The organism is Candidatus Thioglobus sp. NP1 (assembly GCF_003326015.1).
Lineage (GTDB): Bacteria > Pseudomonadota > Gammaproteobacteria > PS1 > Pseudothioglobaceae > Pseudothioglobus > Pseudothioglobus singularis_A.
Window position 1 is genome coordinate 1,430,348 of record NZ_CP023860.1, and the last position, 20,586, is coordinate 1,450,933.

The following is a 20,586-nucleotide window of genomic DNA, read 5'->3' on the forward strand; positions in this document are numbered from 1 at the left end:
AGATTCTATGAATTCCTAGAGCGCTTCCTTTGATTCTCAGTAAGTAATCTTTTTCGAATTCTAATATTATGTGGCGTAACTTCAACTAATTCATCATCATCAATAAATTCCAGTGCTTGCTCTAAATCAAGCGTAATTTTAGGAGTTAAAGCGACTGCTTCATCTGTGCCTGAAGCCCTAACATTAGTAAGTTGTTTTCCCTTCATTACGTTTATAACTAAGTCTTTATCTCTGGTATTGATACCAACTACCATGCCTTCATAAATATCTTCGCCATGGCCAACAAAAAACTTACCACTTTTTTGCAAATTAAATATTGCATAAGCTACTGATTTTCCTTGATTCATTGATATAAGAGAGCCATTTGTTCTTTGACCAATCTTGCCTTCTTTCTGAGGTTTGTATGAATTAAAAGTGGAATACATAAGGCCAGTTCCGGTAGTTGATGTTAAGAATTCAGTGCGGAAGCCAATTAAACCTCTTGCAGGAATTATAAAATCAAGTTTCACTCGCCCCTTACCATCTGGAGTCATATTAGTAAGCTCAGCTTTTCTTTCGCCTAACTTCTCCATTACAGTACCTTGATGAATAGATTCAACATCAACTGTTAAGTCTTCAAAAGGTTCACAGACTTTACCATCAATATCTTTTAAAATAACCTGAGGTCTTCCAACAGATAATTCAAAACCCTCTCTTCTCATTGTTTCGATTAATATAGAAAGGTGCAGCTCTCCCCTACCTGATACAACAAACTCAGATGAATCTTCAGTATTTTCTACTCTTAAAGCAACGTTATAAATTAGCTCCTTATCAAGACGCTCCCTTATGTTTCTTGATGTTATATATTTACCATCTAGGCCAGCAAATGGAGAATCATTAACACGAAATGCCATGCTTACTGTTGGCTCGTCAACGCTTAAAGGGGGTAGTGCTTCAACTTTTGAAGAGTCGCAAATGGTATCTGAAATTGAAATATTCTCGATACCCACAATTCCAACTATATCTCCTGCATTGGCAGAGCTAACTTCATGCCTTTCAAGGCCATTAAACCCCAGTAATTGAACAATCTTAACATTACGCCTTGAACCATCAGGGGAAACTAAGACATTCTGTATATTTTTTTTAGCGATACCTCTTTCAATCCTTCCAATACCAATAGCACCTACAAATGATGAATAATCTAAAGAAGTAATTTGCATTTGGAATGGGCCATCAAGGTCAACATTAGGAGCTGGTGCTTTATCTACAATTACCTCAAACATTGGGGTCATATCGCCCTCACTTACATTGTCATCATCAGAAGCATAACCAGCTAATGCTGAGGCATATATGACAGGGAAATCTAATTGTTCTTCAGTTGCTCCAAGCTGATCAAAAAGGTCAAAAACTTGATCAATAACCCAATCTGGTCTAGCGCTAGGTCTGTCAATTTTATTGATCACTACTATTGGATTAAGGCCTTGTTCAAAAGCTTTTTTAGTAACAAATCGAGTTTGTGGCATTGGCCCATCAACTGCATCAACTAATAATAAAACACTATCAACCATAGATAAAACTCTTTCGACCTCTCCACCAAAGTCAGCATGTCCAGGAGTATCAACAATATTAATCCTATAATCGCGCCACTTGATTGCAGTATTTTTAGAACTGATCGTGATCCCTCTTTCCTTTTCTAAGTCATTAGAGTCCATCATTCTCTCAGTAGCCTTAAAACGGTCATCAAAAGTTTGAGATTGAGAAAGCAACTTATCTACAAGTGTCGTTTTTCCATGATCTACGTGGGCTATTATTGCTATATTTCTTAAATTATTGCTCATCGAATATAGTTGCTATTAAATTTGATGGCACATTATCCCGTAAAAACTAACTAAAGCTCAATCTAATTCAAAATCAATTTAACTGAACTAGAAGCTTTAGTCTTATAAAATATATACAATTTCTTTTTAATAAATTATGATTGTGGCAAAAAAAGGCAGTTCACGTCGTTGGATGCATGAGCATTTAAATGATGAGTATGTTAAAAAAGCGCAAAAAGAAGGTTATAGATGTAGGGCTGTTTATAAATTACTTGAAATAATAGAAAAAAAACATATTATTAATAAAGGTGATACCGTATTAGATCTTGGAGCTGCTCCTGGTGGTTGGTCTCAAGTTGCAGTAAAAATTACTGGTAAATCTGGACAAGTTATTGCTAGTGATATTCTTCCAATTGAGGAAATCAATGGGGTTAATTTCATCCAGGGAGACTTTACTGAGCAATCTGTTTATGACGAACTAATGAATCTAATAAAAAGAAGCTCTATTGATGTAGTGTTATCAGATATGGCGCCAAATATGAGTGGACAGTTATCTGTTGATCAACCTAAGTCAATGTATCTAGCAGATCTTGCTATAGATTTTGCACTTAAAATATTATCCAGAAATGGGCATTTTATTGTTAAAGTCTTTCAAGGTGATGGTTTTGATGAATATGTTAAAAAATCACGCAGCAGTTTTAGAAAAGTTTCGATCATAAAACCAAAGGCATCTCGCCCAAGATCTAAAGAAGTATATCTACTTGCAAGTCAGTTAAAATAAATCCTTATGCAAAATTTCTCTGAAATTCAGACTCTTATGAAGAGCGATCTTGAGATGATGGATGGCATCCTAACCAAGCGCTTAGACTCCAATGTTGACTTAATTAATCAAATGAGTCAGTACATTATTAATTCTGGTGGAAAGCGTATTAGACCACTTCTACTTTTATTGTGCGCAAGAGCAACAAACTATAATGGTAGTGATCATTATTCTATGGCTGTAGTAATAGAATTGATTCACACTGCAACATTACTTCACGATGATGTTGTTGATGCCTCATCCACTCGTCGAGGACAAGAAACATCAAATGAAATATGGGGTAATGCTCCAAGCGTCCTTGTTGGTGATTTTTTATACTCAAGGGCATTTGAAATTATGGTTGAGCCGAATTCAATGCAAATTATGAAGGTTCTATCAAAAGCAACTAATCAGATATCAGAGGGGGAAGTCCTCCAATTACTCAACATAAAAAATGCTAAGGTTTCTCAGTCAGAATATTTTGAAGTGATTGAAGAAAAGACTGCTTGTCTTTTTAAGGCAGCATGTGAAATAGGAGGAATTTTAGCCAAGTCTGATATTAAAACAATAAGTGCGTTAGGAATTTATGGACTCCATCTTGGTAACGCATTTCAAATCATAGACGATACTCTTGATTATGAGTCGGACTCTTCAATTATAGGAAAAGAAATTGGTCACGATTTATCTGAAGGTAAAGTTACTTTACCAATGATTTATGCTCTTGAAACAACGTCAGGTAATGACAAGAAAATACTAATCAATGCAATAACTAATGCAGACTCCTCAAATATTGATTCTATCGTTGACATATTACTTAGCGTAAAAGCATTTGAATATAGTCGAAAAATTGCAAGAGAGCAGTCTTTAAAAGCATTAGATTCGCTAAATACTATTCCTGAATCTGACTATCGAAGCGCACTTAAACTTTTATGCGAACTTTCATTACAGCGACAATCTTAACTGATATAAATGCTCACTTCTTCCATTAAAACGCAAATTCGTTCTTCATTCGAGGAAGCAAAGAAACAGCTTCCTAATTACTCTAATCGCTCATCTCAAAATAAAATGATTGCTGAAATAGCAAAAACATTGACTGGGGAATATCCAAAATCAAACCCCATTATTTGTGTTGAAGCACCAACTGGAACTGGAAAAACAATGGCATATTTAGTAAGTTGTCTTCCAATTGCCAAAGCTTCAAAGAAAAAACTAGTTATTGCATCAGCTAATGTGGCACTTCAGGAGCAAATTCTTAATAAAGATATTGTAGATGCAAAAAAATACTGCTCTATTGATTTTGAATTTGCACTAGCTAAAGGAAGATCACGCTATGTATGTATTAGGAACTTAATTAACTTAACAGAGGAAAATTCAAATTCGCCAGCAATTTTCGAAGATGCTCTTCTTTGGGATGAAAAGCCAAGCCAAAATGACCTTGATGTATTGACTGAGATGTCTGAAAATTATTCTGCTACAAGATGGAGTGGTGAGATTGATGATCTTATTAGCCCTCCAACAAGTTCACTATGGCAAAAAATTGCCTGCAACCGCTTTACATGTAATGCCAAAAACTGTGAATTTTATGATGATTGTGCTTTCTTTAAAGCTCGAAAAAAAATCTCTCAAGCTGAAGTCATAATTGCAAATCATGATTTAGTTTTAGCAGACATTATAAATGGCAATAACGTTCTTCCAGATGTAGAGGATTGCATTTTTATATTTGATGAGGCTCACCATTTATCACAAAAGGCGCTTTCTCATTTCTCCATAAGTGCTAGTACAGAATTTATGAAAACTTCAATTCGCCAATGTCAGGGTGCTATTGATCAAATTAATAAAATTATAAAAAATGACTCAACTGAAAATTATATTGAAAAAATTGATGAGTCGATTGACGAATTAATTGAAGTAATTTCAGATCTTGAATACTCTGATGATCTTTATTTATTCTCTATTTCTGGGATCTCTAGTGAAATTAAGAATCTTAGTAAAAATATATTAAACATTTTTACTAATGCATTTAATAATTTTTCTAAACAAAAAGAGTCTTGGGAAGATTTCTGTAAAAGTAATAAAATTGATCAATCAATAGCTGATAACCTGAACAATATCGTAGGTCAAAACAATCAAAATTTATCTTCTATATTGTCACTTTTAAATACATTTAATGAAAATCAACTTCCTGATCAACCCCCTATTAGTAACTGGATAAGTAAATCAACACTGGCTAATAAAAAAACGAATTACCATTTAAATACAGCAAAAATTGATGTCTCAAACTTACTTGATAAACTTATTTGGTCAAGAGCAGATGGGGCTGTCTTAACATCTGCCACACTAACTGCATTAGGAAGTTTTGATAGACTAAACAACCAATTAGGATTGAACGCCAAAGATAATCAATATCTTCGACTCGCTTCACCTTTTAATCACAAAGAAGTAGACTTTGTTATAGCTAAAGTTAAGGCGAGTCCTACTGATACGTTTGAACATACTCAAGAAATTGCCCTTGAATTAATAAAAAGAGTCGATTCAAATTCTGCAACATTAGTGCTTTTTGCATCAAATCATCAAATGCAAGCAGTCGCTGATTTAATTGAAAAATCTATTGACTGTCAGCTTTTGCTTCAAGGGGAATATAGTAAAAAAAATATCTTAGAAAGACATATAGAAACTAGAAGTAAAGGAAAAGGAAGTGTTATCTTTGGGCTTGATAGTTTTGCTGAAGGGGTTGACCTCAAGGGGGATAATTTAAATCATGTAATAATTGCTAAATTAAGATTTAATGTTCCAAGCTCTCCAATTGAAAAAACGACACAATCTTATCTTGAGTCTTTAAATAGAAATTCTTTTATGGAAATTTCATTACCAGACGCATCATTAAGGTTAATTCAAGCCTGTGGAAGGCTTATTAGAACAGAAACTGATACAGGAAAAATTACAATCTTTGATAACAGGCTTGTTTCAAAGTTTTATGGGAAGCACCTTATAAAGGCGCTTCCAGACTTCAACATTGTAATTGAATAAAAAAAACCACCTAATTACAAGTTCTCAGCATTTTTTGAGAGATATTCAGCAACACTTTCAGCTGACTCTTTCATACCATCATCACCTTTATTCCATCCAGCAGGGCAAACTTCGCCATGCTCAGTATGAAAATCAAGTGCGTCAACCATTCTTAACATTTCATCAACATTTCTTCCTAAGGGGTGATCATTAACAACTTGATGACGGACAACAAAATTCTCATCAATTAAAAAAGATGCTCTCAAAGCTGTTCCCTCAGGATGAACGATTCCATAGGCATCCATAATGGCATGATCCATATCAGATACTAATGGAAAATCAATTGCACCAATACCGCCATCATTCACGTCAGTATTTCGCCAGGCATTATGAGTATGCCTTGAATCTATAGAAACTCCAACTAATTGGGCACCACGTTCTGCAAATGCTGCAACTCTATGGTGATGGGCTAATATTTCTGAAGGACATACAAATGTAAAATCTAGTGGGTAGAAGAATAAAACAATTTTTTGTCCTTTAAGACTAGAAAGTTGAAAATCTTCTACAATTTGTCCATCTGCAAGAACTGCGGTTGAATGAAAATCTGGTGCTTGTTGTGTTACTAATACGCTCATAATTTTTCCTTTAAATAATTAATAATTAATTCTCTTTACTTTTTAAACTTAGCTGCTTCTTCAGAACCACCTGTTGCAGTTCCTTTTGAGTATGAATGCGCTCCCATTCCTGCAAGATCTCCATTTTGCACGATAAGATATTCATTTCTAATTTCATCTCCAGCGAAGAAACACTCTAATATTTCTCTAACACCATCAGCATATCTTGCTTGTGCTGTTAAAGAAGTTCCACTTGTATGAGGAGTCATACCATGATTTGGCATTGTTCTCCATACATGATCATTTGGTGGTGGCTGTGGAAACCAAACATCACCAGCATATCCAGACAATTGACCAGATTCACATGCACGAGCAATAGCGTCCTTGTCACATATCTTACCTCGTGCTGTATTAATTATATAAGCACCTTTTTTACACTTTGAAATCAACTCATCATTGAACATATGCTCTGTCTCAGGGTGAAGTGGACAACTAATATTAATAACATCACAAACGGAAACAAGCGACTCTACTGTCTCATGAAAGGTAAGACCTAGCTCTTGCTCAATTGATTCAGGTAATCTATGTCTGTCCATGTAGTGTAAATGAACATCAAATGGCTTCATCTTTCTTAACATATCTAAACCAATACGACCCGCAGCAATAGTCCCAATATGCATACCTTCAACATCATAGGACCTTGATACAGCATCGGCAATATGCCATCCACCATCATTAACAATATTATGCTGCGTAGTAAAATCTCTTACTAAAACTAGAATTTGCATAACAATATGTTCTGCAACAGATCTCGAGTTACAATAAGTTACCTCAACAACATCAACACCATGATCCATTGCAGCTTGTAAATCAACATGGTCTGAGCCAATACCAGCAGTGATTGCCATTTTAAGATTTGGAGCGGACTCCATCTTCTCCCTAGTTACATAGTAAGGAAAGAATGGTTGAGAAATAACAATATCGGCATCAACCAATTCCATATCAGCAACACAACCCTCTCCATCTTTATCAGATGTTACTATTAGTGTATGGCCCGAATCCTCAAGATATTTTCTTAAACCTAACTCTCCTGATACACAGCCCAATAATTCACCAGGCGTAAAGTCCCTTCCTTTTGGAGTGGGCAAAGACATCCCATCAGGGTATTTTTCTAAAGCAGGAAGTTCATTTAGAGGGTAATTTGAAGGCATACCACCTTTTGGATCATCGTATAAGATACAAAGTATTTTCATCTCATTCTCCTAATTATTATTGAATTGATTTCCAAAAAAGTTGACATTAATAAGTGACGCATTAATTATTTTTGGATTAGTTATATTTATAGCTATGGCTTGAAGGATTTTCCTTAAGTCTAAAATCATTTATTACTTCATCTAAGATGACCTTCCCAATTATTTTTTTAGGAATGCCCAACTGCCTCATCGAATTAAAATCAAGTCGATTAGTTTTTTTTAAATAAAATAATTTGTAGCTGTACCAATATTTCATATTTTTTATTAACTCTTAAAATTTAAAAATAAGTAAATATTAAAAAAAGGTCCTATGCAAGGAGTGAGGCATAGGACTGAATTAATCGCAGACATAATTATTAAAGGAAGTAAATGTCATACGTCTACAATTAATTTATCACTCTTTTCAAAACTCCTTTGATATCTGCTTCATTATAGTTCGGAGGGCTATTTTGAAGCATTTGAAACGATCATAATTTTTAAACATTGCGATGTATTAATCGCTTGAGGATGTTTTAAAAAAATAATCAATTTCAAATTTTTCTTTGTTGTTAAATCTATTTAATGAGAATGATACTCATTTGCATTTGATAATGCAAGTGTTTTATAAAAAAAAGATAAAAATAATTTTGATAGGAAAAAAAAATTAATTATTTAACTTAAAATAGCGCTATAAATGCTATTAAATCTGGTTTTTCGGAGGACCATTTTGAATAAAATAAAGTCACTATCCCGTTCCAAAGAAAGTCAAAAGGTTGCTGTTATTGGAGCTCTTGTTGATTTTTTATTATCTGCAGTGAAAATTATTATTGGAATAATAGGCCAGTCTGGTGCACTTATAGCAGATGGTGTGCACTCTTTATCAGACTTAATTACAGACTGGGGAACTTGGTATGCTGTTAGAATTTCTGGTGAAGCACCTGATAGTGAGCATCCATATGGTCATGAAAGATTTGAAACCGTTGCAACTCTTGGTTTAAGTATTTTTTTAGCTATTGTTGGAACCATTATTATCTTTGATGGCATTACTCGATTCACAGATGCAAGTACTCTAAAGTATGAAGGTTGGCTAATTGCTGCTGCTGCATTATCTATTCTAAGTAAAGAGGGACTGTATTGGTATACCGTTTTAGTTGCTCGAAAGATAAAATCAGAATTACTCAAAGCAAATGCCTGGCATCACCGGACTGATGCATTCTCTTCAATTGTAGTAATTATTGGAATTATTGGTGCAGCTAATGGATTCTTCTTCTTAGATAGTGTTGCTGCAATTATAGTTGGGATAATGATTATCTATATCGGTTGGAGATTAGGCTTTGAGGCAACAAAAGAATTAGTTGATACTTCAATTGATCCTGAAGATATAAAAATTCTTCATTCTGCACTTGAAGATATCAAAGGCGTTAAGAGTGTTCATACTCTCAGAACAAGAAAAATTGGCCATAAAAAATCTGCTGACGTACATGTTCAGGTAGCTCCCTTCTTATCGGTAAGTGAGGGTCATATTATTAGCGTTAGTGTTGAGCGAGTTGCTAAAGAATGTTTTGAAGATCTTGATGATGTTACTGTTCATATAGATCCCGAAAATGACGAAGAAAAAGAAGATGCTCCCTATAAAAACCTACCTGAGAGAGCGCAGGCTTTAAAAATAATTAGTCAGTCGCTTAAACTTGAGGATTGTAAATACGAGATTCAAAAAACTCAACTTCACTATCTAGATGGAGAAATATTAGTGGATATTTATCTGTCTGCAAACTATTTAGAAAAAAATGACGTCAAAGAAATCCAATCATATTTCACTGAAATTTTAAAAAAATTATCAGATTTTGGTGAAATTAAAGTTTATTTTAGTTAAAACTTTAAAGTGCATGATAGGCATGGCAAATTGCACCAGCTAATGCATCACCGGCATCTTCTTGTGGTGCTTTATTTAATTTTAATAGCTGTTGAACCATAAAAGAAACCTGCTCTTTACTGGCATGCCCCCTTCCAACAACAGCTTTTTTAATTTGATTGGCTGTATAGTCTACTATTGGAAGATTTAGGCCTCCTGCAGCTGAGATAATTGCCCCTCGAGCATGTCCAAGCTTTATTGCAGCATCAGGATTTGGTCTGTCTGGTCGCATAAAAACCCTTTCAATAACAACTATATCAATATCATGCTTAGAAATAATTTCTTTGATCCCAGAGTATATGGTTACTACTCTTTCATTTAAATCGCCTTGAGTTCTAATACATCCACTATTGATATAAGTAAATTTAAGTTTGTCAGCATTGATTAAGCCAAATCCTGTAATCCTTGAACCAGGATCTACACCAAGTATATTCATGAAGCTATTCTATCAGCTAAGGAAAAACAAGCCAGTTTTTTAGTAAAAAAGTTATAATGTTTTTCAAAAAATCATTACAAGGGGAAATTTATGGCAGTTATAGAGCTTTCAGAATCAAATTTTGATGAAACAATTACAAATAATGAAATTGTAATTATAGATTTTTGGGCACCATGGTGTGGCCCATGTCTGCAATTTGCCCCAACCTTTAAAGAGACCTCTGAGAAAGTTGAAGGGGTGACATTTGCAAAAATTAACACAGAGGATGAGCAAACACTTGGCGCGCACTTTCAAATTCGCTCAATCCCAACTTTAATGATTTTTCGTGATGGAATTGGTATCTTTTCCCAACCTGGTGCAATTTCTGCAAAGGACTTGGAAGATCTCCTAGAAAAAGCTAAAACTATAGATATGGATGAAGTCAGAAAGGAAGTTGAAAAGCAGTAGTTTATTCGAATTAATTTACTAAAAAATTAGCGTATTCCTTCTCATTAAAGCCCACCATAATTCTCTTATCCTGAACTAAAACAGGTCTTTTTATTAAAGTAGGAAACTTTAATACTAACTCATAGTTAATATTTTTTTTTTCATATTCTGTTAATGAACGAAATGTTGTTGAACGTTTGTTTATTAAGATCTCTAAACCAATTACATCCAGCATAGTTTTAAACTCATTCTCAGATATTGAATCAGTCCTTAAATCAATATATTGATGAGGGATATTTTTATTAATTAAATACTTTAGTGCCTTTTTAACAGTGTCACAGTTTCTAATTCCATAGATTTTTATAATACTCATGATTTTCTAAGCATCCAGTAGAAATGTAACAGGGCCATCATTTACCAATGAAACCTTCATTTCAGCTCCAAAAATACCACACTGAGTATCTATTTTTAATGCTTTTATTTTCTCCACAATATAATCATAAATACTTTCAGCTTGAATTGGGGGCATAGCAGTTGAAAAACCAGCTCTTGTTCCATTTTTGGTATCTGCAGCAAGGGTAAATTGGGAAACAATTAAAATACTACCACCAATATCCTTCAGGTTTAAATTCATTTTTCCATCTGGGTCTGAAAAGACTCGATAAGAGATAATTCGTTCAATCATTTTGTCTGCATTTAAAAGATCATCTTGTTTTTCAATACCCACAAAGACTAATAATCCAGAATCAATTTGACCAACTATTTTGTCATCGACCTCGACCATTGAAGATGTAACCCTCTGAATTAGAGCCTTCATATTTTTATGAAGATAGGAAGGATATATCAGCAACTGATAAAAATAAACTCCTAACGCGACTTATGAGCATTAATCGAGCTCTCCTCAGATCTGGATCCTCCACATTAACCATAATATTCTCAAAGAAGTTATCTATATCATCTTTTAAATTAACTAAGGACTCCATAATGATGTTGTAGTCTTTATTATTTTCTAATTTCTTAGTAATTAGCTCAGTTGCTTTAAAAAGTTTTTGTTCAGACTCTTCTAAAAGCATTTCTGAATTTAATTCTTTGTGGCTTCCATTAAAATCTTTCAGAATATTTGCTATTCGCTTGTTAGACTCTATTAGACTCCTAGCCTCAATTTTTTTATTAAATTCGCTAAGTACCTCAACTCTTTGATGAAAATCAAGGGGGGATTCTGGACTAACTGCCAGAACTGCCTCATAAATACTTCCATCTATATTTATATCTTTGTAGTATGCCTTTAGTCGATCCATCATAAATTGATAAATAGATTCAGAGGAGTCTCTATCAACTTCCTTTAAGTGGAGATCTAAAGAGACATCTATCAACTTTTTAAGATTAATTTCAATTTTAGCTTCCAATAATATTCTCATCAAGCCTAACGCCAATCTTCTTAATGCATAAGGATCCTTAGAGCCTGTTGGCGCCTGACCAATGCCATAGATACCCGAAATTGTGTCTATCTTATCTGCAATTGCAACAACTAGGCCTTCATTTGTAGAGGGCAGTTTATCTCCTGCGAATCTTGGTTGGTAATGCTCCTTAATAGCAATTGCTACAGCTTCAGACTCGCCATCATTTAGGGCATAATAACCCCCCATAATGCCCTGTAAATCAGCAAACTCTCCAACCATTTCACTTACTAGATCAGCCTTAGCTAATAAGCCAGCACGTGATGCAACAGTAGCATCAAAACCAATTAAATCAGCAATGTAAGAGCTAAGATGCTCTATTCGTTTTACTTTTTGACCCATAGAGCCAAGTGACTTCATAAACAAAACATTGTCTAAATCATTCAATCTCTTATCAAGCCTCAAAGTTTTATCTTGATTCCAAAAAAATTCAGAGTCTGCAAGCCTTGGATGAATAACCCTCTCATTACCTTTAACAACAGTCTCAATATCACTAGACTCACCATTAGCTACTGATATAAAGAATGGCATTAGATTTCCCTTATTATCAACAAGATGAAAATATTTTTGATGAGACTTCATGGCAGATATCAGAGCCTCTTCTGGAACTGCTAAAAACCTTTCATCAAATTTTCCATAAAAAGCTTTAGGAATTTCAACTAAAGCACAAACCTCACTAAGCAAAGATTCATCAATAATAACTTCTGCATTTATATCTTTAGCTACTGATAAGACTTGTTTACGAATAAGTTCTTTACGCTTATTAAAATCAACTTCAATATGAGCATGTTCTGACATAAATGACTCATAGTCTTTAGCATTAGAAAACTCTAGTTCTGAGTTATCTTTAGACCTTAGACCTTTTGATTTATTTCCACTCTCAAGGCCCATAATATTGGCACTTACAATCTTAGAATCAAGCATCATAATTAGCCAATGAACTGGTCTTACAAATGAATAATCGGCACTTCCCCACTTCATTGCTCTTGTTATTGGAATATTATTTATTGAGCTTTCAATAATCGCAGGAAGAAGGTCTTTTATATTTTGTCCACTCTCTTTATTTGAATAAAAGTAATACTCTTTGTCTCCAATAGAGCGCTTTTCAAGATTACTAACTTCTATACCACAGGATTTAGAGAATCCTTTAATTGCCATTTCTGGAGAATCAATTGAAGGACCTTTTTTTTCAATGATTTGTTCTTCTTGCTTACTTTGTAACTGTGAAATAGTTACAGCAAGACGCCTTGGAGTTGCGAATTCACTAACCTCTCCAAACGAAATACCTAGTTTCTCTAGCTCAGTGATAATATTATTTTTTAGAGATTTTGAAAGCCCCATTAAAAGCTTTGGAGGGAGCTCTTCAGTTCCTAATTCTAATAAAAAGTCGTGCGATTTCATACTCAATATTTTAACTTATTGTTTTGTTTGGTAATTGATTTGATAAAGCTTTAAAGATACTTAGTTTAATTTGCAACAAATATAAAGTAAATTTCTGGATCAAAGATAGCCTCATCAGGTGCTGCAGGTAATGGTGATGCTTTATAAACTGCTCTTTCTATTGAATTCATAAATGCTGCAGCCTTATTACTATTTCCAACATTAGAATTTCTAACATTTACTGATAGAACCTTACCTTCCCTATCTTGAGTAACATATACTTCTGCCATCCATTCATCTTCTGGAGCTGAATATCTCCACACCGACCTAACTCTTGCAGCAATATTACTTACCCAGGCATTTTGAAGGATAGTTCGCTGATCAGCTATACGTGTTTCTCTTTCTAAGTCTTGCTCATCCTGAATGTCCTGAACAAGTGATCGTTTATATTGTTCTGTCTCATAGGCTAATTGCACAGCAGTTCTTTCAGCCTCAAGCTCATCTAATTTGATACGCTCTTCTTCAGTCAGTTTTTTAGCTATATCAGTTTGCTCTTCGGCCTCTTTAACCTTTTCTTCTTCAAGCTTAAGTTTTTCCTCTTCAAGCTTAAGCTTCTCTTCGGCCTCTTTAACCTTTTCTTCTTCAAGCTTAAGTTTTTCCTCTTCAAGCTTACGTTTTTCTGCAACCTCTTTTGCTTCTTTAACAGCTTCATTTGCTTTAATTTCTTCAGCTATACGCTTTTCCTCAGCCTCTTTAGCTTTGAGTTCTTCAGCTTTAGTTTTTGCTTCAGCCTCCTCAACTTCGAGTGCAGCCTCTTTAGCTAATATCTCTGCTTCTTTTGTTCTTTTTTCTTCTGCAATCCTTTTTAATTCTGCAAGTTTTGTTTTAACTTCTTCAGCCTTACGAACTGCCTCAGCAAGTTCTTTTTGCTTTTCAGCCTCTTTTACAAGAATTTCAGCTTCTTTAGTTTTAGCCTCTTCTGCCTTTCGTTTGGTTTCTGCCTCTTTCGCTTTTGTTTGCTCAACTTTTGTTTGAGTTTTAGCTTCTGCAATTTTCTTAGTAGCTTCTTTGGCCTCTAATTCAGCTTGTTTTGTTTTGGCCTCTTCTGATTTTCTCTGAATTTCTGCCATTACTTTTTTAGCCTTAGCTTTTAAGGCCTCTTGTTCAGCAACTTTCTGATCTTTTTTAGCAGTTTCAGAACGCTTTTCTTCATTCTTGATTTTTAGTTGTTTTTGTTTTTCTACATCTTTTAAACGATCTTGTTCTGCCTCAATTATTTCCATATCGATCATAACAGCCTGGATTGGTGCAGCCTGAGATACTGCAGAACTCCTGTCAGGAGACTCCCAGCGCTCAACATTAGCATAAAGTAATGCAAAAAGAATAGCTGCATGCAAAGTAACAGCCACCCAAAAAGCTATTGGATGCTTTTTGGATATTCTGATCATTGGCTGCATCATTGTATGAATAAGGCCAAATATATAGACTACAAATTTTTTAAGATATTTATATATTAATTTGAAAATTTTGATAACAAGAAATTTAAATTTAGAAAACCTTGAAATCTCAGATTCACTTGATTTATCAAGTTTTTTTTGATCAGGAACCTCACTTGAATTTTTAGAGAACAACCCTCTAAAAAATTGAGCAATCTTTTTAAAAAAATTCATAACTTAAAATTGATTAATTAGGGTTTTCAGTCATAAAACCAACCTTATCAATCTTGCTGTATTGTTTCAATATAGCAATAATCTCTATGACTTTTTCATATTCAACTTTTTTATCACCTCTAACAAAAACCTGCATATCAGGAAAGATTTCTTTTCTTGCAAGAACTTGATTAATGGCTACATTTAATGACACAGGTTCTAGATCTTCAATTTCTTCAACGCCAGGACTTGTCATTGGATTAATAAAATAATTACCATCAACGTCTACTGAAATGATTGAAGGCTGTTGGTCTTGATAATCTACAACACTGGCAGGAGCACTTGGTAAATCAACTTCGACTCCTTGTTCAATAATTGGGGTAGTCATCATAAAGATCACCAGCAGAACAAGCATTACATCAATATACGGAACAATATTGATATCTGCATGAATATCTGGTCTTGAACGCTTTGGTAATTCAATCATTTTTGTCTTTGTAGAATCACAAATATTTCTTCAACAAATGCAGTGTACTTATTGCCTATTTCCTCAACGTGAGAAACTAATCGGTTGTAGGCAATAGTTGCTGGAATAGCGGCAAATAATCCAAAAGCGGTTGCAATAAGAGCTTCTGCAATACCTGGTGCAACAATTGCTATAGTCGCTTGCTTGACTGAGGCAAGGCCAATGAAAGAGTGCATAATTCCCCAAACGGTTCCAAAGAGACCAATATAGGGACTCGATGAGGCAATCATCGCCAGTATTGATAGACTAGAATCTAGGCGATCAATCTCATTACTAGCTGAAGTATTCATAGATCTGTATGCTCTTTCTGAGTTCATAATAAGAGCTTGACTTGAGGTAGACTTGGTATGAGTAAATTCTTTATAACCAGAACCAAATATATCTTCCATTGCGGTTCGATCAGAGGCAAGAGGAGGAAGATTTTTATAGAGAACTGATAATTTTTCTTCTCTCTCAAAAACCTGGTGAAAGTTTTCAACATCATTAGATGCATCCAACAAAATCTTTTTCTTCGACATTATTACTGTCCAAGAGTATATCGACATTAAAACCAATATTACCATCACCAGTTGAACAACTAGTCCTGCACTAAATATTAGACCAACGATTGATAAACTACTTTCTTCCATTTAGTTTCTCCAAGATTTCTTGCGGTAATGCGCAAGGTTTTAAGTTATTATTAAATACAGAAACTACCTTAACTATGGCATTAAATAATACCGTACTTTTGTCTATATTCACTATTTTCTGAGTAAAAATAAGGCTTGCATGATTTACTTTTTCAATAACTGTCTCAACTTCTATTAAGTCATCAAGAAAGGCAGGTGATAAATAATTAGCTTCAACAGACTTGACTATAAAAACCATCCCATAATTCTCTAAAAGATTAATTTGTTCAAAACCTAATTCACGAAGATATTCAGTTCTAGCTCGCTCAACATACTTTAAATAATTAGCATAATAAACAACTCCTCCAGCATCAGTATCTTCATAATAGACCCTGACAGTTAGATTGCTCATTTTCCGAATAAATCTTGACTCTGATTCACTCTAACTTCACCCAAATGGGAGAATGCTAAATCTGTGGCAATCCTTCCTCGAGGTGTTCTCATAATAAAACCTTGTTGCAGTAGGTAAGGCTCAATCATATCCTCTAAGGTAAGTCTTTCCTCACCAAGCGCTGTTGCTAAAGTATCTAAACCAACCGGACCAGCTGCAAATTTATTAATAATTAAACTTAAGTAATCCCTATCAAGCTGCTCTAAACCAGCTTCATCTACTTTTAAGGCCTCAAGCGCTTCTTTAGCAATTAATTTATCTATAACACCATTATTTTTAACATCCGCAAAATCGCGAACTCTTCTCAAGAGTCTGTTAGCAATTCTAGGAGTACCTCTTGATCTTTTAGAAATTTCTTCAGAACCCTCTTTTTCAATTTTAATAGCCAAAATTGAGGCTGATCTTTCAATGATCTCTTGGAGCTCTTTCAAATTGTAAAAAGATAGACGGTGAACTATCCCAAACCTATCCCTTAGAGGCGAGGTCAGCATTCCTGCGCGAGTTGTTGCACCGATTAGGGTGAATGGAGGTAATTCTAATTGAACTGAGTGCGCTGCAACACCCTCACCAACTAAAATATCAAGCTTAAAATCCTCAAGAGCTGGATATAGAATTTCCTCAACTACAGGATTCAGTCTATGAATTTCATCAATAAAAAGTATGTCAAAAGGCTCTAGTTTAGTTAGAATTGCTGCCAAGTCTCCAGATCGTTCAAGAACAGGTCCAGACGTTTGTTTAATTCCAGCATTCATTTGGTTTGCAATGACATTTGCCAGCGTGGTTTTACCAAGGCCTGGTGGACCATATATTAAGCAATGATCAAGTACATCCCCACGTGATTTTGCAGCTTGAATAAATAAGGACATTTGTGACTTAATATCTTCCTGACCGATATACTCATCAAATGTATTTGGTCTAACCGAGGCAACCTTTAAATCTTCATTATTTTGGCTTTCTCCACCAACTAGGCTATCCTCTTCAATCATAAAAAAAATTAGTAGTAAATTATTAACTTTATTTTAGACCAATAGGCTGTTGGAATTATTAATAATATAAAACTATCAATATTTCAAAAAAAATTTTATCATTTGATGAACTTATTTGACACTGTATAATGTATCGGAATAATTTATTATGATTTTTTTAAATGTCAAATATTGCAATATTGAGTGTAAATCATCAGCTTGCTCCTGTAGCTATTAGAGAAAGAGTTGCGTTTGCTAAAAGTGAGCTAGCACCAGCTATTTCCTCTCTAATGTTGTTCAAAGAAATTACTGGCTGTGTTATTTTTTCTACGTGTAATCGTTCAGAAATATATGTAACTCATAATTCTAAAAACATTCGTACAGTTCTAACCAAATTTCTAGCTACTAGTCATGATTTTGAATACGATTCATTACTGCAATACATATCTTTCTATGAAGACAATGATGCCATAAATCATATTTGTAATGTTGCATGTGGGATTGACTCATTGGTTTTAGGTGAGCCTCAAATTTTTGGGCAACTTAAAGACGCTTATCAGTTCTCAAAAACCCAAAATGCTTTAGACAAAATTCTTGAAAAACTTTTTCAGCATGCATTTAAAACTGCAAAGAAAGTTCGAACTGATACTAACTTAGGCTCATCACCAGTTTCTGTTGCCTATTGTGCAGTGAAACTTAGTGAAAAAATATTTACTGATTTATCAACACAAACAGCTTTATTAATTGGTACTGGAGAAATGATTGAGCTAAGTGCTAAACATCTTTCAAAGAGAGGTGTTAAAAGCATGATTTTTGCTAATAGAACTTTAGAAAATGCCCAGTCTATTGCAAATATGTATGATGCAGAAGCCATTACACTTAAGAGTCTATCAGAGCATCTTTACCGAGCTGATATTGTGATCTCTTCTACTGCTGCTCCAATACCAATTATTGGAAAAGGTCTTATTGAAACAGTTCTTATTCATAGGAAGCATCAACCAATGCTCTTAATAGATTTAGCAATTCCTAGGGATATTGAGCCTGAGGCAAATCAATTAGAGGATGTTTTTCTATACACAGTTGATGATTTACAACAAGTTGCTGATAGTAATTTAGAAGAAAGAATTAAAGAAAAAGATATAGCTCAAAAAATTATCCAAAATCAAAGCTTAGATTTTATCAATTGGTTGAATAATGTACCAAACGAAGAAGTCATTAAAAATTACCGTAGTCAAGCAAACTTAATTAAAGATGAGCTTTTACAAATTGCCCTACGTAAACTTGAGTCTGGCTCTAATCCTGATCTAGTAGTTGAAGAGCTTGCAGATAAACTGACCAATAAATTACTTCATAAAACTTTTCAAGATATTAAAAAATCTAAAAATAATCAACTAGAACCTTCAAAATTTAAAGATAAAGACAAAAAAAAATCATCCAATATTAGTAGTTAATGAATCAATCAATACTTACTAAATTAGAGCAATTATCCATGCGCCTTGAAGAAATCAATGCGTTACTTTCTGAACAATCTGTTGCTAGTGATCAAAATAGATTCAGAGAACTTTCTATAGAGCATTCGCAGTTAAGTCCAGTTAATGATAAATATAATGAGTATTTATCAACATCGAGAGATATTGAGGCTGCAACAAAACTTCTAGATGAAGAAGATAAAGACATTAAAGAAATGGCTGAAGAAGAAATCACTACAGGCCAAAACAGATTAAATGAATTAGAATTAGAATTAAAGAAATCACTTCTTCCAAAAGATCCAAATGATTCTCGAGATATTATTATTGAAATTCGAGCAGGAACAGGTGGAGATGAGGCTAGTATATTTTCAGGAGATCTTTATAGAATGTATACTCGATATGTAGAGAAATCAAAGTGGCAAATTGAGGTGTTAAGTTCAAATCTGGGAGAACATGGAGGATTCAAAGAAATTATTGCAAGAATCTCTGGTTCAAATGTCTATTCAAAACTTAAATTTGAATCTGGAGCACATAGAGTTCAAAGAGTTCCTGAAACTGAGTCACAAGGGAGAGTTCATACTTCGGCCTGTACAGTAGCTGTGATGCCTGAGGTTTCGAGCATTGAGGAAGTTGATATTAATATGAATGATGTTAGGGTTGATACTTTTAGAGCCTCTGGTGCAGGAGGACAACATGTAAATAAAACAGATTCAGCAGTGAGAGTTACTCATTTACCTACTGGAACAGTAGTAGAGTGCCAAGATGGTCGATCGCAACATAAAAATAAAGCCCAAGCTTTATCTGTTCTTGCATCTAGAATCCTTGATGTTCAACAACAAGAGCAACAGCAAGAACAAGCCTCGCAGAGGAGAGAGCTAGTCGGAAGTGGGGATCGTTCTCAGAGAATAAGAACTTATAATTACCCTCAAGGAAGAGTAACTGAGCATCGAATTAATTTAACACTTTACAAGCTTAGTGAAGTTATGGAAGGAGACTTAGAGTCAATAATTGATCCACTAATACTTGAACAACAAACAAATCAACTAACAGAACTTAACGAAAATCTTTGATCACTTCTTACTTGGAATTAACTGCCCAGTAAAAAATAAAGCACCTAAGGTAATTACAATTGCTGGTCCAGTAGCAACGTCAAATACCATTGAAATATAGAGTCCTAGTAATACAGATGCAACAGAAACGATTATTGAACTAATAATCATCCTAACAGGCGAACTTGAAAATAGGCGAGCAATTGCTGGCGGGATAATAAGAAGTGAAGTAATCAGTAAAACTCCTACTATCTGAACTGAAACAGATACTGCAAGAGCTATAAGCAACATAAATAATAACTCATAAAAAATCTTATTAATACCTTCAGCTTTAGCTAATTCTTCGTTTAAAGTAAGGAGCAATAATTTTTTCCAGTTCACAACTAACAAAAAAATAACAATAAACATTACAAAAAATATCCAATATATATCGCTTGTTGTAATTGAAAGTATATCTCCAAATAAATAAGAAAAATAGTCCGTATTCTGATCCCCTATAAAGCCCAGCACAACAATTCCTAATGATAATGAGACATGCGAGAAGATTCCTAAAACAGCATCACTCGACCAAAAATCTTTTTGCTGCAAGATGACTATTAGTATTGAAAATAAAGCACCAACTAAAACTAATCCAAAATTAATTCCTAATCCAGTTGCTAAGCCTAAGGCTACTCCAAGTAAAGCACTATGTGAAATTGAATCAGAGAAATAAGATAATCGCTTCCAGATGACAAAACACCCAAGCGAGCCAGCAATTACAGATACCCCAAATGAGGCCAGTAAAGCTCTATAAATAAAATCTTCCATATCT

General features: G+C 34.2%; 20 protein-coding genes. 7 read left to right on the plus strand and 13 right to left on the minus strand.

All coding sequences use genetic code 11. The features are described 5' to 3' along the window. Positions 1-5: 5 nt before the first annotated feature. The gene (typA, locus tag CRN91_RS07350; RefSeq protein ID WP_114115782.1) at positions 6-1,817 is read right to left on the minus strand and encodes a translational GTPase TypA; all 1,812 of its coding nucleotides are present in this window, start codon (positions 1,815-1,817) and stop codon (positions 6-8) included. 172 nt (positions 1,818-1,989) lie between these two features. On the opposite strand from typA, the gene rlmE reads away from it, so the two are divergent. From rlmE to dinG, 3 genes are read left to right on the plus strand one after another with little or no spacing between them, the layout of a single operon-like run. After that, entirely contained in the window at positions 1,990-2,577 is a 588-nt protein-coding gene (rlmE, locus tag CRN91_RS07355) for a 23S rRNA (uridine(2552)-2'-O)-methyltransferase RlmE (protein WP_254424979.1), read from the plus strand. Between the two features lie 6 nt (positions 2,578-2,583). Continuing rightward, positions 2,584-3,555: a polyprenyl synthetase family protein gene (locus CRN91_RS07360; protein WP_114115784.1), complete on the plus strand. Its 972-nt coding sequence runs from the start codon at positions 2,584-2,586 to the stop codon at positions 3,553-3,555. A gap of 9 nt (positions 3,556-3,564) precedes the next feature. After that, positions 3,565-5,622: an ATP-dependent DNA helicase DinG gene (gene dinG / locus CRN91_RS07365; RefSeq protein WP_114115785.1), complete on the plus strand. Its 2,058-nt coding sequence runs from the start codon at positions 3,565-3,567 to the stop codon at positions 5,620-5,622. 14 nt (positions 5,623-5,636) lie between these two features. Here dinG and CRN91_RS07370 read toward each other — a convergent pair whose 3' ends face one another. Both CRN91_RS07370 and CRN91_RS07375 read right to left on the minus strand, forming a co-directional pair. Beyond that, entirely contained in the window at positions 5,637-6,236 is a 600-nt protein-coding gene (locus CRN91_RS07370; RefSeq protein WP_114115786.1) for a peroxiredoxin, read from the minus strand. Between the two features lie 35 nt (positions 6,237-6,271). After that, positions 6,272-7,468, minus strand: a complete 1,197-nt coding sequence (locus CRN91_RS07375) for an NAD-dependent formate dehydrogenase (RefSeq protein ID WP_114115787.1) — start codon at positions 7,466-7,468, stop codon at positions 6,272-6,274. Positions 7,469-8,174: 706 nt separating this feature from the next. Here CRN91_RS07375 and CRN91_RS07380 point away from each other — a divergent pair. Further along, positions 8,175-9,320: a cation diffusion facilitator family transporter gene (locus CRN91_RS07380; protein WP_254424931.1), complete on the plus strand. Its 1,146-nt coding sequence runs from the start codon at positions 8,175-8,177 to the stop codon at positions 9,318-9,320. 4 nt (positions 9,321-9,324) lie between these two features. Here the strand turns inward: CRN91_RS07380 and ruvC are convergent, their stop codons facing one another. After that, the gene (ruvC, locus tag CRN91_RS07385) at positions 9,325-9,795 is read right to left on the minus strand and encodes a crossover junction endodeoxyribonuclease RuvC (RefSeq protein ID WP_114115788.1); all 471 of its coding nucleotides are present in this window, start codon (positions 9,793-9,795) and stop codon (positions 9,325-9,327) included. A 90-nt stretch (positions 9,796-9,885) separates the two neighbouring features. On the opposite strand from ruvC, the gene trxA reads away from it, so the two are divergent. Further along, positions 9,886-10,242 carry a thioredoxin gene (gene trxA, locus CRN91_RS07390; RefSeq protein ID WP_114115789.1) on the plus strand — a complete coding sequence of 119 codons (357 nt, stop codon included), beginning with the start codon at positions 9,886-9,888 and terminating at the stop codon, positions 10,240-10,242. Between the two features lie 10 nt (positions 10,243-10,252). Here the strand turns inward: trxA and CRN91_RS07395 are convergent, their stop codons facing one another. The 8 genes from CRN91_RS07395 to ruvB form a co-directional block, all read right to left on the minus strand. Next, complete coding sequence (locus CRN91_RS07395; RefSeq protein ID WP_371412767.1) at positions 10,253-10,594, minus strand: Spx/MgsR family RNA polymerase-binding regulatory protein; 342 nt, start codon at positions 10,592-10,594, stop codon at positions 10,253-10,255. 6 nt (positions 10,595-10,600) lie between these two features. Then, positions 10,601-11,038 (minus strand): D-aminoacyl-tRNA deacylase, encoded by a 438-nt coding sequence (dtd, locus tag CRN91_RS07400; RefSeq protein WP_114115791.1) that lies wholly within the window; start codon positions 11,036-11,038, stop codon positions 10,601-10,603. Between the two features lie 4 nt (positions 11,039-11,042). Then, complete coding sequence (glyS, locus tag CRN91_RS07405) at positions 11,043-13,079, minus strand: glycine--tRNA ligase subunit beta (protein WP_114115792.1); 2,037 nt, start codon at positions 13,077-13,079, stop codon at positions 11,043-11,045. 65 nt (positions 13,080-13,144) lie between these two features. Then, positions 13,145-14,728, minus strand: coding sequence for a TonB C-terminal domain-containing protein (locus CRN91_RS07410; protein WP_114115793.1), 1,584 nt, complete (start codon positions 14,726-14,728; stop codon positions 13,145-13,147). A 13-nt stretch (positions 14,729-14,741) separates the two neighbouring features. Further along, positions 14,742-15,194, minus strand: a complete 453-nt coding sequence (locus tag CRN91_RS07415) for an ExbD/TolR family protein (RefSeq protein WP_114115794.1) — start codon at positions 15,192-15,194, stop codon at positions 14,742-14,744. Beyond that, positions 15,191-15,862 carry a protein TolQ gene (tolQ, locus tag CRN91_RS07420; RefSeq protein WP_114115795.1) on the minus strand — a complete coding sequence of 224 codons (672 nt, stop codon included), beginning with the start codon at positions 15,860-15,862 and terminating at the stop codon, positions 15,191-15,193. Before tolQ ends, CRN91_RS07415 begins: the two co-directional genes overlap by 4 nt. Then, entirely contained in the window at positions 15,849-16,253 is a 405-nt protein-coding gene (ybgC, locus tag CRN91_RS07425) for a tol-pal system-associated acyl-CoA thioesterase (protein WP_114115796.1), read from the minus strand. The genes tolQ and ybgC overlap by 14 nt, the downstream gene beginning before the upstream one ends. Beyond that, complete coding sequence (ruvB, locus tag CRN91_RS07430) at positions 16,250-17,278, minus strand: Holliday junction branch migration DNA helicase RuvB (protein WP_114115797.1); 1,029 nt, start codon at positions 17,276-17,278, stop codon at positions 16,250-16,252. The genes ybgC and ruvB overlap by 4 nt, the downstream gene beginning before the upstream one ends. A gap of 161 nt (positions 17,279-17,439) precedes the next feature. Between ruvB and hemA the strand changes: the two genes are divergently transcribed. After that, positions 17,440-18,708 (plus strand): glutamyl-tRNA reductase, encoded by a 1,269-nt coding sequence (hemA, locus tag CRN91_RS07435; protein ID WP_114115798.1) that lies wholly within the window; start codon positions 17,440-17,442, stop codon positions 18,706-18,708. Continuing rightward, a complete protein-coding gene (gene prfA, locus CRN91_RS07440; protein WP_114115799.1) occupies positions 18,708-19,796 on the plus strand; it encodes a peptide chain release factor 1 in 1,089 nt (362 codons plus the stop codon). Before hemA ends, prfA begins: the two co-directional genes overlap by 1 nt. Here the strand turns inward: prfA and CRN91_RS07445 are convergent, their stop codons facing one another. Then, entirely contained in the window at positions 19,797-20,582 is a 786-nt protein-coding gene (locus tag CRN91_RS07445; protein WP_114115800.1) for a metal ABC transporter permease, read from the minus strand. Positions 20,583-20,586 lie beyond the last annotated feature (4 nt).

Coding starts and splice junctions, on each gene's coding strand:
- typA (WP_114115782.1), bottom strand. CDS start 1,817: ATGAGCAATAATTTAAGAAATATAGCAATAATAGCCCACGTAGATCAT.
- rlmE (WP_254424979.1), top strand. CDS start 1,990: ATGCATGAGCATTTAAATGATGAGTATGTTAAAAAAGCGCAAAAAGAA.
- CRN91_RS07360 (WP_114115784.1), top strand. CDS start 2,584: ATGCAAAATTTCTCTGAAATTCAGACTCTTATGAAGAGCGATCTTGAG.
- dinG (WP_114115785.1), top strand. CDS start 3,565: ATGCTCACTTCTTCCATTAAAACGCAAATTCGTTCTTCATTCGAGGAA.
- CRN91_RS07370 (WP_114115786.1), bottom strand. CDS start 6,236: ATGAGCGTATTAGTAACACAACAAGCACCAGATTTTCATTCAACCGCA.
- CRN91_RS07375 (WP_114115787.1), bottom strand. CDS start 7,468: ATGAAAATACTTTGTATCTTATACGATGATCCAAAAGGTGGTATGCCT.
- ruvC (WP_114115788.1), bottom strand. CDS start 9,795: ATGAATATACTTGGTGTAGATCCTGGTTCAAGGATTACAGGATTTGGC.
- trxA (WP_114115789.1), top strand. CDS start 9,886: ATGGCAGTTATAGAGCTTTCAGAATCAAATTTTGATGAAACAATTACA.
- CRN91_RS07395 (WP_371412767.1), bottom strand. CDS start 10,594: ATGAGTATTATAAAAATCTATGGAATTAGAAACTGTGACACTGTTAAA.
- dtd (WP_114115791.1), bottom strand. CDS start 11,038: ATGAAGGCTCTAATTCAGAGGGTTACATCTTCAATGGTCGAGGTCGAT.
- glyS (WP_114115792.1), bottom strand. CDS start 13,079: ATGAAATCGCACGACTTTTTATTAGAATTAGGAACTGAAGAGCTCCCT.
- CRN91_RS07410 (WP_114115793.1), bottom strand. CDS start 14,728: ATGAATTTTTTTAAAAAGATTGCTCAATTTTTTAGAGGGTTGTTCTCT.
- CRN91_RS07415 (WP_114115794.1), bottom strand. CDS start 15,194: ATGATTGAATTACCAAAGCGTTCAAGACCAGATATTCATGCAGATATC.
- tolQ (WP_114115795.1), bottom strand. CDS start 15,862: ATGGAAGAAAGTAGTTTATCAATCGTTGGTCTAATATTTAGTGCAGGA.
- ybgC (WP_114115796.1), bottom strand. CDS start 16,253: ATGAGCAATCTAACTGTCAGGGTCTATTATGAAGATACTGATGCTGGA.
- ruvB (WP_114115797.1), bottom strand. CDS start 17,278: ATGATTGAAGAGGATAGCCTAGTTGGTGGAGAAAGCCAAAATAATGAA.
- hemA (WP_114115798.1), top strand. CDS start 17,440: ATGTCAAATATTGCAATATTGAGTGTAAATCATCAGCTTGCTCCTGTA.
- prfA (WP_114115799.1), top strand. CDS start 18,708: ATGAATCAATCAATACTTACTAAATTAGAGCAATTATCCATGCGCCTT.
- CRN91_RS07445 (WP_114115800.1), bottom strand. CDS start 20,582: ATGGAAGATTTTATTTATAGAGCTTTACTGGCCTCATTTGGGGTATCT.